Source organism: Kribbella qitaiheensis, from assembly GCF_014217565.1.
Taxonomy (GTDB): Bacteria; Actinomycetota; Actinomycetes; order Propionibacteriales; family Kribbellaceae; genus Kribbella; species Kribbella qitaiheensis_A.
Genome location: NZ_CP043661.1, coordinates 2,608,220 through 2,623,215 on the forward strand (window position 1 = coordinate 2,608,220; position 14,996 = coordinate 2,623,215).

The 14,996-nt window shown below is 67.4% G+C and carries 13 protein-coding genes and 3 pseudogenes; 8 read left to right on the plus strand and 8 right to left on the minus strand.

Going from position 1 to position 14,996, the window contains the following annotated elements:
- Positions 1-178: 178 nt before the first annotated feature.
- Positions 179-1,267: pseudogene (locus tag F1D05_RS40070) on the minus strand (MFS transporter); the annotation flags it as partial.
- On the opposite strand from F1D05_RS40070, the gene F1D05_RS11950 reads away from it, so the two are divergent.
- On the plus strand, positions 1,266-1,703 hold the full coding sequence (locus tag F1D05_RS11950; protein WP_185447624.1) for a type II toxin-antitoxin system PemK/MazF family toxin: 438 nt from the start codon (positions 1,266-1,268) through the stop codon (positions 1,701-1,703). The pseudogene F1D05_RS40070 and the gene F1D05_RS11950 sit on opposite strands and share 2 nt — an antisense overlap.
- A gap of 69 nt (positions 1,704-1,772) precedes the next feature.
- On the opposite strand, the gene F1D05_RS11955 is transcribed toward F1D05_RS11950, so the two are convergent.
- The 6 genes and pseudogenes from F1D05_RS11955 to F1D05_RS11975 form a co-directional block, all read right to left on the minus strand.
- Positions 1,773-3,527 (minus strand): VanW family protein, encoded by a 1,755-nt coding sequence (locus tag F1D05_RS11955; RefSeq protein ID WP_185447626.1) that lies wholly within the window; start codon positions 3,525-3,527, stop codon positions 1,773-1,775.
- A 66-nt stretch (positions 3,528-3,593) separates the two neighbouring features.
- Positions 3,594-4,109: a flavin reductase family protein gene (locus F1D05_RS11960; protein ID WP_185447627.1), complete on the minus strand. Its 516-nt coding sequence runs from the start codon at positions 4,107-4,109 to the stop codon at positions 3,594-3,596.
- 34 nt (positions 4,110-4,143) lie between these two features.
- On the minus strand, positions 4,144-5,754 hold the full coding sequence (locus F1D05_RS11965) for a tetratricopeptide repeat protein (protein ID WP_246486618.1): 1,611 nt from the start codon (positions 5,752-5,754) through the stop codon (positions 4,144-4,146).
- 73 nt (positions 5,755-5,827) lie between these two features.
- Positions 5,828-6,010, minus strand: a pseudogene (locus tag F1D05_RS42930) (helix-turn-helix domain-containing protein); the annotation flags it as partial.
- 20 nt (positions 6,011-6,030) lie between these two features.
- Positions 6,031-6,939 (minus strand): N-acetyl-1-D-myo-inositol-2-amino-2-deoxy-alpha-D-glucopyranoside deacetylase, encoded by a 909-nt coding sequence (mshB, locus tag F1D05_RS11970; RefSeq protein WP_185447631.1) that lies wholly within the window; start codon positions 6,937-6,939, stop codon positions 6,031-6,033.
- A 67-nt stretch (positions 6,940-7,006) separates the two neighbouring features.
- Positions 7,007-7,303, minus strand: a complete 297-nt coding sequence (locus F1D05_RS11975; protein WP_246486619.1) for a response regulator transcription factor — start codon at positions 7,301-7,303, stop codon at positions 7,007-7,009.
- A gap of 117 nt (positions 7,304-7,420) precedes the next feature.
- On the opposite strand from F1D05_RS11975, the pseudogene F1D05_RS40075 reads away from it, so the two are divergent.
- Positions 7,421-8,257: pseudogene (locus F1D05_RS40075) on the plus strand (helix-turn-helix domain-containing protein); the annotation flags it as partial.
- Positions 8,258-8,264: 7 nt separating this feature from the next.
- Positions 8,265-9,791 (plus strand): tetratricopeptide repeat protein, encoded by a 1,527-nt coding sequence (locus F1D05_RS40080; RefSeq protein ID WP_246486620.1) that lies wholly within the window; start codon positions 8,265-8,267, stop codon positions 9,789-9,791.
- Here the strand turns inward: F1D05_RS40080 and F1D05_RS11985 are convergent.
- Complete coding sequence (locus F1D05_RS11985; RefSeq protein ID WP_185447635.1) at positions 9,783-10,169, minus strand: (deoxy)nucleoside triphosphate pyrophosphohydrolase; 387 nt, start codon at positions 10,167-10,169, stop codon at positions 9,783-9,785. The genes F1D05_RS40080 and F1D05_RS11985 overlap by 9 nt on opposite strands.
- A 133-nt stretch (positions 10,170-10,302) precedes the next feature.
- Between F1D05_RS11985 and F1D05_RS11990 the strand changes: the two genes are divergently transcribed.
- From F1D05_RS11990 to F1D05_RS12010, 5 genes are all read left to right on the plus strand, one after another.
- Positions 10,303-10,863: a hypothetical protein gene (locus F1D05_RS11990; protein WP_206686179.1), complete on the plus strand. Its 561-nt coding sequence runs from the start codon at positions 10,303-10,305 to the stop codon at positions 10,861-10,863.
- Positions 10,864-10,970: 107 nt separating this feature from the next.
- Complete coding sequence (locus tag F1D05_RS11995; RefSeq protein ID WP_185447637.1) at positions 10,971-11,264, plus strand: hypothetical protein; 294 nt, start codon at positions 10,971-10,973, stop codon at positions 11,262-11,264.
- A gap of 79 nt (positions 11,265-11,343) precedes the next feature.
- Positions 11,344-12,144 (plus strand): hypothetical protein, encoded by an 801-nt coding sequence (locus F1D05_RS12000; protein WP_185447639.1) that lies wholly within the window; start codon positions 11,344-11,346, stop codon positions 12,142-12,144.
- A 36-nt stretch (positions 12,145-12,180) separates the two neighbouring features.
- A complete protein-coding gene (locus F1D05_RS12005; RefSeq protein WP_185447641.1) occupies positions 12,181-14,058 on the plus strand; it encodes a fumarate reductase/succinate dehydrogenase flavoprotein subunit in 1,878 nt (625 codons plus the stop codon).
- A gap of 79 nt (positions 14,059-14,137) precedes the next feature.
- Positions 14,138-14,890 carry a succinate dehydrogenase/fumarate reductase iron-sulfur subunit gene (locus tag F1D05_RS12010; RefSeq protein ID WP_185447643.1) on the plus strand — a complete coding sequence of 251 codons (753 nt, stop codon included), beginning with the start codon at positions 14,138-14,140 and terminating at the stop codon, positions 14,888-14,890.
- Positions 14,891-14,996: the final 106 nt, after the last annotated feature.

The following is a 14,996-nucleotide window of genomic DNA, read 5'->3' on the forward strand; positions in this document are numbered from 1 at the left end:
CGCGTACTGGGTCGGCATGCTCGACGTGACCGCACCGATCAGCGTATTGGCGCTGATCCCCAACCCCAGCCCGCCGATAGCGAGCAGACCGAACAGCAGCGGCCCCAGAGAGCCCACCGAGCAACAGATAGGCCAGTACGGCCAGGTAGCCCGTTGCCAGCAGCAAGCAGCCGACGACAGGCATCCCCTTGTAACTGCGTCGCAACCGCGGCAGCACCGGCCCAGCCACCCCGAAAGCCGCCACCCAGGCCACCATCGCGAACCCCGCGTACGCCGGGCTCTTGCCGAGTCCCTGCTGCAGGTACAGAGCAAGGACGAACAGCAGCGCGAAGTACGTGCCGGTGGTCAGAGCGTGAGCCAGTAGGCCGGCGCGGACGGACGCATTGCGCAGTACGGGACGGGCGATCAGGGGCCGGCCACCGCGAGCAACGGCCCGGCGTTCGCCGTACTCGAAGAACATGATCATCGGCACGCTCAGGGCCAGGCAGATCCAAGACCACGCAGGCCAGCCGCGTTCCGACCCGAGCAGCAGCGGCACAATCACCAGCAGCACGGCGGCGGACAGGGCGAGCACGCCGCGCAGGTCCAGCGGCTGCCGCTCGCCATGGACCTCATCGGCCGGAAGTTCGCGGCGAGCCACCAGCAGGAGGACGACGCCGATCGGCACGTTGATCAGGAAGATCGGCCGCCAACTGGTCCCAAAGAGATCCGCGGCGATCAGCAGACCGCCCAGGATCTGGCCGGCGACAGCCCCACCGGACAGCGCGATCGAGAAGTACCCGAGCGCTCGCAGCCGATCGCGGCCCGCGAAATGCAACTGGATCCCACTCAGCACCTGCGGAACCATCAGCGCGGCACCCACACCCTGGACGAACCGCGCCACCGTCAGCGAGTAGATCTCCGGCGCCACCCCGCACACCAGCGAAGCCGCGGTGAACACGGACAGCCCGAGCAGGAAAACGCGCCGGTAGCCGAGCGACGACCCCAACCGCGCACCGGTGATGAGCAGTACCGCGAACGCGACCACATACCCGGAGACCACCAGCGCGACCTGGCCCTCCGACGCGCCCAGGTCGAGACCGATCGACGGTGCCGCGATGTTGGCGACGGCGGTGTCCACGTTCGCCATGAACTGGCCGGTGAGGAGCACGGCCAGCAACGCCGACCGCCGGGTGCTGGATTGCGTGAGTACCTGCATACAGATGGAACGGCACGCACTCCGAAGATGTGAGGGCGCGGGTGACCAGGCGCAGTAGTGTCGGGCCATGGCAGACGACGTGGCGGAGCAGCCGGAGTACGCGGGCGACTACGAAGGCACCGTGCGGGTCGAGTACACCCCGCATCCAGACGACGGCGTCGCCGATCCGGGCGAGATCGTCTGGACCTGGGTGCCGTTCGAGGAGGACCACCACCGGGGCAAGGACCGGCCGGTGCTGGTGGTCGGATCGGACGGGCCCTTGCTGCTCGCGCTGATCCTGACCAGCAAGGACCACGACCGCGATGCCGCCGACGAGGCTCGCTGGGGCCGCGTCTGGCTCGACATCGGCAGCGGCTCGTGGGACAAGGATTGCCGGCGCTCCGAAGTACGGCTCGATCGCGTCCTACGGGTCGACCCGGCCCAGGTACGCCGGGAGGGTGCGGTGATCGGCGAGGACCTCTTCAACGACGTCGCCGCACACCTGCACGAAATCCACCGAGCCTGAGCCTCCGAGCGAGGCGTTGCGTCCGAAGCACCGAGGGGCAGGACCCTCGGTGCTTCGGACGCAAGCAGCTCAGCTCGGCGGCCGCGGGGTCCCAGGCTTGCCGGGACCGTCCGGGGTCGCCGGCGGGGTGCCCGGCTTCGGGCCGCAGTGGATGTCGTCGGCCGCGTTGTACTTCGTGGTGAAGGACTCCGTCTTGACCCGCTGACCGTTCTTCGCGAAGAACCGGTGGATGGTGATGTCGAAACCACCGGTCGGCGCCTGCGCGCGGCAGCCCGGCTCGGTGTTGTAGACCACCGAGGGCGAGCGGAAGTTCGACTTCGCCGAAGCGCCGGCGGTGATGTCCCAGACCTTGGTGCCCCAGATCTTCACCGTCAGCGTGCCCTGACTGCCCGGCGTGGACGGGGTGAAGATGGTCTGCACCAGGATCCCGTGGCCGGAGTCGTTCAGGAACTTCAGGTCGACCGAGCCCCAGGCGACGGTGGCCTCGCGGCCGACCGGGTAGCGGCTGATGTAGACGCTGTGCGCCTTGTGCTCGACGTCCTTCAGGCCGGCGAAGAAGGCCGCGTTGAAGGTGGTGGTGGCCGACTGCGAGACGCCGCCGCCGAGGTCGAGGACGAACTTGCCGCCACTGATGATGTTGCCGTCGGTGAACCCGTTCTCCCGGGTCCGCTCGCCGACGATCTTGTTCAGGCTGAACGTCTCGTCCGGCTTCAGCAGCGTGCCGTTGATCCGGTGGGCCGCCGTACCGATGTTCACGTTCCGGTAGGTGGCGTGCGGGAAGTGGGTGGTGAACTGACCCATCACTTCCTTGACCCCGAGCGCCTGGGCGGCCTCGGTGGTGATCTTGGCCTTGGACTTGGCCAGCCCGACCGATGCCTTCCGCCCGTCGCCGGTCTTCGGCAGGATCGACAGGATCGCCGGGACCACCTTGTCGCGGGCCACGACCATGCCGTCGACCGCCGGGATCACCTGCGGCCTGCCGGCCACGATCTCGACCCGGGCGTCCTTCGGCAGCGACTCGAGCTGCTTGAACCGCTCCTTGAACAGCGGCTCCAGCTTGGCCGCGTCCAGGCTCGGGGTGAAGTCGCCGTCCTTGGCGACCAGCTTCAGCGCGGGAGCGAACTCGGTCGGCTTGAGGTCGACGCCCTTGTCCCCGACGGTGAGCCGGATCGGTCCGGACATCGCCGGCTCGGCGTACTCCTTCATCGCCTTGTCGATCGCGTCCGTGCCGGCCTTGGGCTTGCTGACCTCGACCGGCAGATCACGCGGGTTGCCGTCCGACGGGTAGCCCGACACCACGGTGTCGGTCGCCTTGTCGTTGTTCAGCAGCAGGCCGTCGGCGGACTCGTGCTGCACCGCCTTCGCGTCCACGAAGGTGATGGTGCCTTCGGTCGCGGGCCGGTTCACCTGCTCGGCCAGCTGGTCGACGGCCGCCTTCAGCTTGCCCTCGTCCTTCTTGATCACCGGCGCGACCTCGTCACCGCCAGTCATCACCTGCCACATCCGGGCCGGGTTGAGACTGCGGCCGGCACCGGCCGCCTCGATGGTCGCGTCCACATCGAGACTGAGCCCGGCGTCGGCCGGCTTCAGCTGGTACGTCGAGTCGCCGGCCTTGACCTTGATCGGCAGGTTCAGCCGGTCCTTGATCCCGGCCTGCAGCTTCGCCTTGGCGTCGGTCTCGGACAGGCCGCCGAGCGGGATGCCGAGCACGGTCGTATCCCCTGGAGTCTTGTCGCCGGTGAATGCGAAGGCGGCGCCGTAGGCGACCACGAGCACACCGAATCCGGCCGCGGCGATGATCCCCGCGAGCTGTTTTCTCCCCACCGGACAGAGTCCTCCTGCTCGAACAGCCAAATGACAGAACCCGTATCCTACGGGACGAGGGCAGCCTTACTTGCCCCGGAGTTCCCGGTATTGCCCCGCGTAGTAGATCAGTGCCGCAGGGTCAGCAATATCGTCGGCGCCCAGGCTGAGCACCTCGCCGACCACGATCGTGTGATCACCGCCGTCGTAGATCGCCCAGGTCCGGCATTCGAGCCAGGAGAGCGCTCCCTCGATCAGCAGACACCCGGTCTTGGGACCCGGCGCGGTGCCGACCCCGTCGAACTGGCTGTGCAGTTCCCGGCCTGATTTGGCGAACCGCTGCGCGATCGCCTGGTGACTGTCAGCGAGCACCGAGATGGCCCAGAAGCCGCAGTCGAGGACGGCGTCGTGCATCCGGACGCCCTTGTCGACGCAGACCATCACCAGTGGCGGATCGAGCGAAACCGAGGTGAACGCGTTCGCCGTCATCGCGTGCGCGACCCCGTCCTGCAGGGTGCTCATGATCGTGATCCCCGAGGCGAACCGGCCCAGCGCCGTACGGAAGTCCCCGGACGCGATGCTGCCGCTGGGATCCGAGGTCACCACAGCAGCCTAAGACCCGGAAAAGGTTGATGGCTCAACTCGGCGTGTGTGACCTGTCACTGTCGTCCAGCAATGCCTGTACTTCGTCCGCCCGGGCCGACCGGTAGCGCCGGTAGATCGCCAGCGCCTGCTGCCACTCGATCCGGGCCTGGCCGGGGCGGCCGGCGGCTTCGTGCAGACGGCCCAGGCCGACCCTGGCGGCGGCCTCCGAGTCCCACAGTTCGCGGTCGATCGCCAGCCTGAGCGATTCCTCGTAGGCCTCGGCCGCCTCGTCGAACCGCTCGAAGGTCACCATCAGCCGTCCGAGCAGGCCGAGGATCTCCGCGATCATCATCTCCTTGTTCTCTTCGCGGTAGATGGCCAGCGAATCCCGGTAGTACGGCTCCGCCGCCGCGAACCGGCCGGACTCTTCGAGCGACTCGCCGACCACCCGGTACCGCATCCCCAGCTCGCGACGCGGCGGATCGCTTTCCCTGAGCGAGGAGATCGACCGGTCGAAGGCGATCGTCTGAGCCGCGTGGTCGCCCTCCTTGCCCGCGACCATTCCGAGCACCAGCGACGCCCACGACTCGAGCCGGGCGCCGGGCTCGGTGCCGATCAGCCGCTCGGTGATCGCCTTGGCCGCCGCGAACTGGTTCGACCGTTCGAGCGCGTGCGCCAGGTTCAGCAGGCAGGCCCGCTCGAAGTCGAGGTCCCCGATCGCAGCGGCCATCGGGACCGCCCGGCCGAGATGCGCCGCGGCCGCGGCGGACTCCTCCAACTCGCCGTAGACGAGGCCGAGGTCGTAGTGGATCATCGCGGCGGCCACGTGGTCGTCCCCGTCGGTGAGCACCCGGATCGCCGCTTCGCCGATCTCCCGCCACTCGACCCAGCGCCGCCGCGAAAGCCCGAACGCGTTCATCCCGGCCGCGATCCGGACTACCGTCAGCCGCTCCGCGGCGGAGCCGGTTTCGGCCATCCGCACCGCGGTCACCAGGTTCGCCCGGTCGGCATCGAGCAACTCGATCGCCTGGTCTGCCTCGGCGAGGTCCTTGGCCGGCTCCGACCACTCCGGTTCACGCCAGTTCTGGGTCAGCTCACCAGGCTCGGACAACTCGTCGATCCGCCAGAGCAAGGCCAGATACGCACCGAGAACCCGGTCGCGAACAGCCTGTACGCCAGACTCCCCCAGCTCCGTCCCGGCCGTCTCCCTGCCGACGGCCCGGACCAGATCGTGCAACCGGTACCGGTGCAGCGCGGGCGTCTCCAGCAGGTGGACGTCGACCAGGTGCTCGATCGCGTCCTCGGCCTCGCGGAGCCCGATGCCGAGGGCCGCGGCCGCTATCCGCAGCGAGAACTCGGTGCCCGGCAGGACGGAAATCACCGTGAAAGCCCGGGCTGCCGTCTGTGCCAGCTGCCGCGGATCCGCGGCCAGTGCGTCCACCGAGAGCTTGATGCTGCCCCGGACTCCCTTGTCGTCGGCCGACAGGACGGCCAACCGGGCTCCTTCGCTGCCGGGCTCCTTCGCCAGCTCCTCGACGGACCCGTCCGGACGTCCGGCCAGATAGCTTCCAGCGATCCGGACTGCCAGCGGCAACCCTCCACACAGCTCGGCGACGGCACGAGCGGCATCCAGCTCCCGCTCGATCCGGCCGTCGCCGACCACGGCCGCGAGCAGCTGGACGGTGATCCACCGACACCGTCGACGGACGGGCCAGCAACTGAAGCTGCTGCATCTCCTGGTCGGCCAGGCTCAGCGCAGCCGACAGCTGCTCGATCGTGGCCGGGCGCGGCCGGAGCCGTCGGCCGCCTTCGAGGGCACGGATGCCCTCCACGCTGAGGCCGGCCTGGTCGGCCAGCGCTTCCTGGGTCAGGCCGGCCTCTACCCGCCACTCCCGGATCAGTTCGGCAACGGTCGACATGGTCGCGGTCGCGTCGTCGGTCAGATTCCGGCGAACAGGTCGTTTTCCTTGCCGTCCGGGCCCGGGGCGGCCGTGCCCTTGACCAGCCGGTAGTGCTCGCTGGCCCAGATCTGGTTTCCGTTGTTGTTGGACAGCGCGAAGAAGGGTCCGTCGACGGTGATCTGGGTGGCGTGCGCCTTCATCGCGTTCATCTTGCGGTCGACGTAGGCCTCGCCGTCGATCACACAGTCGATCAACCGGTCAGGGGTGATCATCGGATACTCGCCTTCGGGGTCCATCCCCTCGAAGGTGGTGGTGTCGCCGGCCTCGCGAAGCCTGCGCAGGCTGTCCCGGAAGCTGTCCTCCGACATCGCCATCCAGTAGATCTTCGCGATGTCCCACGCCTCGCCCAGATCCTGCCGGTACGACGGGGCGGCGGCCAGAGCGGCCGCGTAGGTGGCGACGCGGTGCGCCTGGACGTGGTCCGGGTGCCCGTAGTTGCCGTACTCGTCGTAGGTGACCAGGACCTGCGGACGGAGCTCGCGGATGATCGGGACCAGGTCGTTCGCCGCGGCGACCAGGTCGGCCCGCCAGAAGCTGTCCGGCCGGGTTTCCGGCGGGGCCGCCGCGTTGCCCTGGTCGTTGTAGATCATCCCGGTGTCGCGGTACTTGCCTTCGCCACCGAGGAACCGGTAATCGGTCACACCGAGCTCGTCCATCGCGGCGGCCAGCTCGCCGACGCGGTGTTTGCCGAGCTGGTCGGTCCGGTCGGCGGCCAGCTCGGCCAGCTCCGGCACCAGCACCTCGCCTTCCTCGCCGAGGGTGCAGGTGACCAGGGTGACGTGGGCGCCTTCGTCCACATAGCGGGCCATCGTGGCCCCGTTGTTGATCGTCTCGTCGTCGGGATGGGCATGCACCAGCAGCAGCCGGCGGTCGGGAAGCTCGCTCATGCGGCCAGCCTACGTCGCGGCGCAGACAGTCCTCAGCGGCCGTAGCGCGCCCGCCGGCTGCTGGATCTCAGCCGAAGCGGCGCACCAGCAAGCAGCCTGCCTGGAACCTCGAACGAGCTCCGAGCCCGGCGATCAGCGAGCTGATCTCGGCCCGGACGGTCCGTAGTGAAAGGCCCAGCTGCCGCGCGATCGCGGCGTCCTTGGCACCGGTCGCCATCAGCCTGCCGACCAGTACCTGACGGTTGGTCAGCTCGCTCGCGGCGGCCGCGCTCCGGCGGCGCGATCCCAGTTCGTAGACCTCACAGACGACCTCCGGCGCGAAATCCTCGATCCGCACCGCAGGGACAGCCTGGTAAACCGACATCCACATCTCCTCCCCAGTTGTCCAGCAGGCTCAATTCTCGACTGGCCCAGACCGGTCCACCAGGTACAACCCATACAGTTGACCCATACAAATGCGGTCGAACGAGGGAGTGTGTGGGTGGAATCTCAGTTCGCTGCACTGCTCCGGCGCCACCGGACCGCGGCGGGATTCACCCAGGACGAGCTGGCCGCCGGCTCCAAGGTGAGCGTCCAGGCGATCAGCACCCTCGAGCGCGGGACGCGGCGCTATCCCCAGCTCGCCACCGTCGACGCCCTCGCCGACGCGCTGAACCTGGACGACGACCAGCGGGCTGCCCTGGTCTCTGCCGCCTCCCGTCGGGGCAAGGCATCCACGGACCGCCAGCGCCCGCCTCAACCGGCCAAGACCGCCTCACCCCGGCAGTTGCCGTTCGTGAGCGGTGACTTCACCGGCCGGGTCCGGGAGCTCGCCGACCTCACCGACTACCTGACCAGTGGCAGCGGCGTTCATGTGGTCGCTATCACCGGCATGGGCGGGATCGGCAAGACCACACTAGCCATCCATACGGCTCATAAACTCGCCGATCACTACAAGGACGGCCAGCTCTATCTAGATCTGCGCGGCTTCGGCATCGGTCCGCCTCTGGATCCACTGGACGCCCTGACCTACTTGCTGGAGGACCTGGGCGAGGCCCCTAGCGCAGACCTGGCTACTGCCGCGGGAAGACTCCGTACTGCGCTCGCCTCGCGCCGGCTGGTTCTTCTGCTCGACAACGCCTCCGACCAGGAGCAGGTCCGGCACCTTCTGCCCGGCATGGGCGGCTGTGCCGTCATCGTGACCAGCCGGCGGAGCCTGGCCGGGCTCGGCGGTCGCCGGTTCCACTTGGGTGAGCCGCCTCTGGAGGAGTCGGTGGCGATGCTCCGGCGTATCTCGGAGCGCCCGGACGCGCCGGAGGAGGAGTGTGCCGAGGTAGTGCGGCAGTGTGGCGGCCTGCCGCTGGCGATCCGGATGGCCGGAGCCAGGCTCGCGTCCCGTCCGGCCCTGGCCGGTCGCGCACCTCGCCGAGCGCCTCGCCGACGGCCGTCGCCGCCTGGACGAGCTGCAGCTCGACGACTCCGGCGTACGGGCGACGTTGGTGCTGTCCATCGAGCAACTGGCCGGCAGCGACGACCCAGTCGACGTGCAAGCGGTGACGATGTTCGCCCTGCTCGGTGTGTCCGACTGTGTGGACCTGACCTCGGCATTGGCGGCCGCGTTGTCCAACAGCCCGGAGCCAGAAGCAGTCGTCGTACTAGAGCGACTTGTGGACGTGCACCTGCTGAATACGCCGGGCCCTGGACGCTACCGGCTGCACGACCTGGTCCGGGTGGCTGCGCGCGAGCTGGCCGAGCAGATGCTGACCAAGGAAGACAGGGCCAAGGCAAGGGCCCGGTGGATCAAACGGCTCTCCGCTGTGGTCTGGAAGGCCAGCGAGTACTCCGGGCATGGAGTCACGCGGGAAGGCTGGCTCCAGAATGCCTGGCTCGAGGGCGCCGACGACTTGATCAGCCAGGAGGACGTGCTGCTCTGGCTCGACGTAGAGCGATCGAATCTGATCCCTACTCTCCAACAGGCAGTCGTCGATCAGCCGGACCTCGCAGTACAGCTCGCTGTCGGCATGAACGCGTACTACGCCCTCCGCCGCGCGTGGCTCGAATGGCTGCAGGCCAACGAGGCCGTACTACGGCTCGCCGCCGATGGCGACGACCGGATCGCCGAAGGACTCGTGCTGCACGACCTGGGTGCGGCGAACGCCGAGCTGGGCAACTACGACCAGGCGGCCGAACCCTTGCGCCGTGCAATCGATGCAGCCGAGGCCTCTGGCGACGGGAACCTGCAGGCACTCTGCCTGAGCAGTCTCAGCCACGTCCTTGAACGAACGGGCCGGATAGCGGCCGGCATCCCGTACGCCGAGCGCGCTCGCGAGATCGGGTTGCGACTGGGGATTCCGCCGCGAGCCGCCTGGGCGTGCCTGGCGCTCGGCATGCTCTATCTGAAGACAGGCGCCACTGAGGACGCCCGACGCCTGTTCAACGAGGCGCTGGAACTCCTGGTCGAGCCCGGGCAGGAACGGTTCCGCGGCATGGTCGCGCAGAACATCGGCGTCGCCTACCGCGAGGCTGGGCAGTACGACGTCGCCACCGAGGCCCTGCAGGAGTGCCTCGAGCTCTACCGCACAGCAGGCGCTGCAATCTCTCAGGCAGAGGCGCTGAACGAGCTGGGCAAGCTATGCCTGGCGCAGGGCCGTCATGTCGAGGCAGTCGAGTACCAGAGTGAGGGCCTGGCGATCGCCGGCCAACACGGTGACTGGCTCTGTGAGGCGGACATCCGCCAAAGCCTCGGTGAGGTTCGCCGCGCACAGGGGTTGCTTCCGGAAGCCCGCCGCGAATGGCGCATCGCTCTGTCCATCCACGAGCAACACAACACCCAGGCCGCTTCCCCACTGCGTGAACTGCTCAACTCAGCCTGACTGCAGTTGTTGCCGTAGGACTGGAAGGAACGGCCGGTCGGGCACCAGCCAGTCGAGAGCGTCCAGCTCGTCCGGGCCGACCCATCGGATCTCGGCGTGTTCATGCAGAACCGGGTCGCCCGCGAGCAGCTCAGCGAAGTACACGCGCAACAAGTACTTCTCACCGATCGGCTCCTCCAAGCCGAACGATTTCCCCACCGACACCTGCAGGCCGAGCTCTTCCTCGAGCTCTCGCTGCCCTGCCGCCTCGTCCGTCTCCCCCACCTCGACCTTGCCGCCGGGGAACTCCCACCCACCGTCGGGTCCGCCGCGGCGGGCGACCAGTACCTGTCCGGTCCGGAGCACCGCGACGCCGATCACGATCTGCCTGTCACCCATGCCACCGCCCATGGTTGAGCACTGTGCCAGACAGAAACTGTCGGCGTCGCGAGGGATGATGCCGACATGCCGTTGCAGAACAGGGTGTTGCCTACCCAGGAGATCGTCGCCGAGCCCGGCCCGCGGTCTGCTGATGGGCAACCGCGGTTCACTGCACAGCGTCGACCGGCAGCTAGGGACGACGCGCTGGCGATCGAAGGCCTGGATCTGCTGTGTGCTCGATTGGAAGGGCGTGCAACGCGACCCGATGCCACCTGGACGATGGACCGCACTGTTCTTCTTCGATGAAGCCGTCGCACTTGCCGCCGGCCACCGTCCCTGCGCCTACTGCCGACGTCGCGACTTCCTCCTGTACGCCGGTGCGTGGGCCGCCGGGCGTGGTCTGGCCGCGCGCCCGCGCGCCGCCGAGATGGACGCCCAACTCCATCTGGAACGTGTCGAACCACGCACCCGGCACCAGCGCACCACAGTCGCCGAACTGGCCGATCTGCCCGACGGCGCGATGATCAGGTACGACGGATCGCCGACACTCGTGCTCGGCGGGAAGCTGCTCCGATGGTCCTGGCAGGGGTACGCCGCAGCCTCAGAAGTGCCCGGTCACCGCGAGGTCGAAGTACTGACCCCACCCGCGAATCTCGTTGTGCTGAAGGCCGGATTCACTCCATTACTCCACCTGTCGGCCATCGGCAACTGAGGTAAACCTAAGTAGAAACACGCCGTACCGATAGGTCTTCCGTTGTGCGCCGAGCAGGGGCAAAGTGTGCCCATACTTACAGCGACAAAACCATCACTGGAGTCGGTATGGGCGATGGCAACAGCACTGTGGCAGCAGTGCAGCGTGCTCTAGAGGTGCTGCACACCACAGTCGGAAAGCTCAGCCAGGAGTACGGTGACACCCTCGGCATTCGCCGGTTGGTGTCGGACGTGGCCAGGCTGAGTGACGACCTGGCAGAACTCGGCCCTCCCGACCCGCATCACAGACCCGGACCTGTTCCGGAGGAACTCGAGGAGATCCCCGACGTGGAATACGACGCGTCCATGTGGACCGACGCGGAGCACGAAGGCTTCGGCGCACCTGACCGGCGGGCCCCGTGACCGAGCGGAGCGAGGGCACAATCAAGGACAGCGGCTTTTCGGCATCTGAATCCTCCGCAGCGAAGCAAGGACGATTCTGATGGCGACGGGAGTGAGCGCGCCTGGGCGCGCGCAGATCAAGCAGAAGACACTGCGAACCGACCGTTGGTGGCTGGCGCCGCTGCGGATCGGCGCGATCCTGGGCTTCTTCGTCGTCTATGCGACGGTCCGGATCTTCATGAACAAGTACTATTGGGTCGACGCGTACCACTACCTCACCCCGTTGTACTCGCCGTGCGTGACCTCCTCGTGTGTCGAGGGTTCGAGTCACCTGGGGACCTGGTTCGGGGCGTTCCCCAAGGTCATCCCGTTCAGCATCATCACGTTCGTCGTCCTGGCCGGCTTCCGCGGTACTTGCTACTACTACCGCAAGGCCGGCTACCGCTCGCTCTTCTTCGCCCCGTCGGCCTGTGCCGTCCCGGAGCCGCACAAGAAGTACACGGGTGAGCGGAAGTTCCCGCTGGTCGCGCTGAACCTGCACCGCTACTTCTTCTACGGCGCGCTCGTCTTCGGCCTGCTCAACGTCTACGACGGCACACAGGCCTTCCACGGCAAGGACGGCGGCTTCGGCATCGGCCTCGGCACGCTGATCATCTGGATCAACCTGGTGATGCTGTGGATGTACACGCTGTCGTGCCACGCCTGCCGGCACATCGTCGGCGGCCGGCTGAAGAACTTCTCCAAGCACCCGTTGCGCTACCGGTACTGGACCTTCGTGTCGAAGCTGAACCCCAAGCACGGCACGTACGCGATGATCTCGCTCTTCACCGTGATCCTCACCGACGCGTACATCATGTCGGTCTCGGCCGGCTGGTTCTCCGATCTGCGCTTCCTTAACTGACTAAGCAGTATCAACTGATACGGACCATTCACACTTATGACTGAGCTGGAACGACACCAATACGACGTCATCGTGATCGGGGCCGGCGGCGCCGGTCTGCGGGCGGCGATCGAGGCCCGCGAGCAGGGCAAGCGCACCGCGATCATCTGCAAGTCGCTGTTCGGCAAGGCGCACACCGTGATGGCCGAAGGCGGCTGCGCGGCGGCGATGGGCAACGCGAACTCCAACGACAACTGGCAGACCCACTACCGCGACACCATGCGCGGCGGGAAGTTCCTGAACAACTGGCGGATGGCCGAGCTGCACGCCCAGGAAGCCCCCGACCGGGTCTGGGAGCTGGAGTCGTACGGCGCGCTGTTCGACCGCACCCCGGACGGCAAGATCAGCCAGCGCAACTTCGGCGGTCACACCTACCCGCGGCTCGCGCACGTCGGCGACCGCACCGGGCTGGAGCTGATCCGCACCCTGCAGCAGAAGATCGTCTCACTGCAGCAGGAGGACTTCGCTGCCACCGGCGACTACGAGGCCAACCTCAAGGTGTACGCCGAGTGCACGGTCACCGAGCTGCTGAAGGACGGCGAGGCGATCTCCGGCGCCTTCGGGTACTGGCGTGAGTCGGGCCGCTTCATCCTGTTCGACGCGCCCGCGGTCATCCTGGCCACCGGCGGCGTCGGCAAGTCGTTCAAGGTCACCTCGAACTCGTGGGAGTACACCGGTGACGGTCACGCCCTCGCGATGCGGGCCGGCGCGACGCTGATCAACATGGAGTTCATCCAGTTCCACCCGACCGGCATGGTTTGGCCGCCGTCGGTGAAGGGCATCCTCGTCACCGAGTCGGTCCGTGGTGACGGCGGTGTGCTGAAGAACTCCGAGGGCAAGCGGTTCATGTTCGACTACGTTCCGGACGTCTTCCGCGCGCAGTACGCGGAGACCGAGGAAGAGGCCGACCGCTGGTACAAGGATGCCGACAACAACCGGCGTCCCCCGGAACTGCTGCCCCGCGACGAGGTCGCCCGCGCGATCAACTCCGAGGTCAAGGCCGGCCGCGGTACGCCGCACGGTGGCGTCTTCCTGGACGTGTCGTCGCGACTCCCGGCCGAGGAGATCAAGCGCCGGCTGCCGTCGATGCACCACCAGTTCAAGGAGCTGGCCGACGTCGACATCACGGCCGAGCCGATGGAGGTCGGACCGACCTGTCACTACGTGATGGGTGGCGTCGAGGTCGACCCCGACACCGCGTCGTCCGTAGTACCGGGTCTGTTCGCTGCCGGTGAGGTTGCCGGTGGCATGCATGGGTCGAATCGGCTGGGCGGCAACTCGCTGTCCGACCTGCTCGTCTTCGGGCGCCGGGCCGGCGCCGGCGCGGCCCTGTACGTCGAGTCGCTCGGCGAGAACCGGCCGAAGATCGCCGAAGCCGACATCGACTCGGCGGCGGCCGAGGCACTCGCGCCGTTCGAGCTCGAGGGTGGCGAGAACCCGTACACGATCCACCAGGAACTGCAGCAGTCGATGAACGACCTGGTCGGCATCATCCGCAAGGCCGAGGAGATGGAGCAGGCGCTCGCGCGGCTGGCCGAGTTCCGCGGCCGGATCGCGAAGATGACGGTCGAGGGGCACCGCCAGTTCAACCCGGGCTGGCACCTCGCACTGGACCTGCGCAACATGCTGACCGTGTCGGAGTGCGTCGCGAAGGCGGCGCTGCAGCGCGAGGAGTCCCGCGGCGGTCACACCCGCGACGACTTCCCGGGCATGAACGCCGACTGGCGCAAGCTGCTGCTGGTCTGCACGCTGCTGGCCGACGGCGGGGTCAACGTGGTCAAGAAGGACCAGATCCCGATGCGCGAGGACCTGCTGGAACTGTTCGAGCTGGACGAGCTGAAGAAGTACCTGACTGAGGAGGAACTGCCGGCATGATGACCGAGCGAAGCGAGGGCATCGAACAGTGCAGCCTACTTTGTAGCTCAGCGGCATCCGGAGCGAAGCGAGGACGCCGATGAGCTACAAAGGTAAGTTCCGGGTCTGGCGGGGCGACGCCGAGGGTGGTGACCTCAAGGACTACGAGGTCGAGGTGAACGAGGGCGAGGTCGTCCTCGACGTCATCCACCGGCTCCAGGGCACCCAGACGCCGGACCTGGCCGTTCGCTGGAACTGCAAGGCCGGTAAGTGCGGCTCCTGCAGCGCCGAGATCAACGGCAAGCCGAAGCTGATGTGCATGTGCCGGATGAACACGTTCGAAGAGGACGAGGTCGTCACGGTCACGCCGATGCGCACCTTCCCGGTGATCCGTGACCTGGTCACCGACGTCTCCTTCAACTACCAGAAGGCCCGCGAGATCCCCTCGTTCACACCGCCGGCCGACCTGAAGCCGGGCGAGTACCGGATGCAGCAGGTCGACGTGGAGCGCTCGCAGGAGTTCCGCAAGTGCATCGAGTGCTTCCTGTGCCAGGACACCTGCCACGTGATCCGGGACCACGAGGAGAACAAGGAGTCGTTCTCCGGCCCCCGCTTCCTGATGCGCATCGCCGAGCTGGACATGCATCCGCTCGACGCCGCCGACCGCCAGAAGTCGGCCCAGGAAGACCACGGCCTCGGCTTCTGCAACATCACCAAGTGCTGCACCGAGGTCTGCCCCGAGCACATCAAGATCACCGACAACGCCCTCATCCCGATGAAGGAACGAGTCGCCGACCGCAAGTACGACCCCATCGTCTGGCTAGGCAACAAAATCCGCCGCCGCGACGCCTGACGCCAAACCCGAAGGCCGCCCTCAGCTCCCCAGCCGAGGGCGGCCTTCGGCATGCCAAGAACAACCACAAACAAGAAACAGACAAAGGGAAGAAAACAAAGATAGA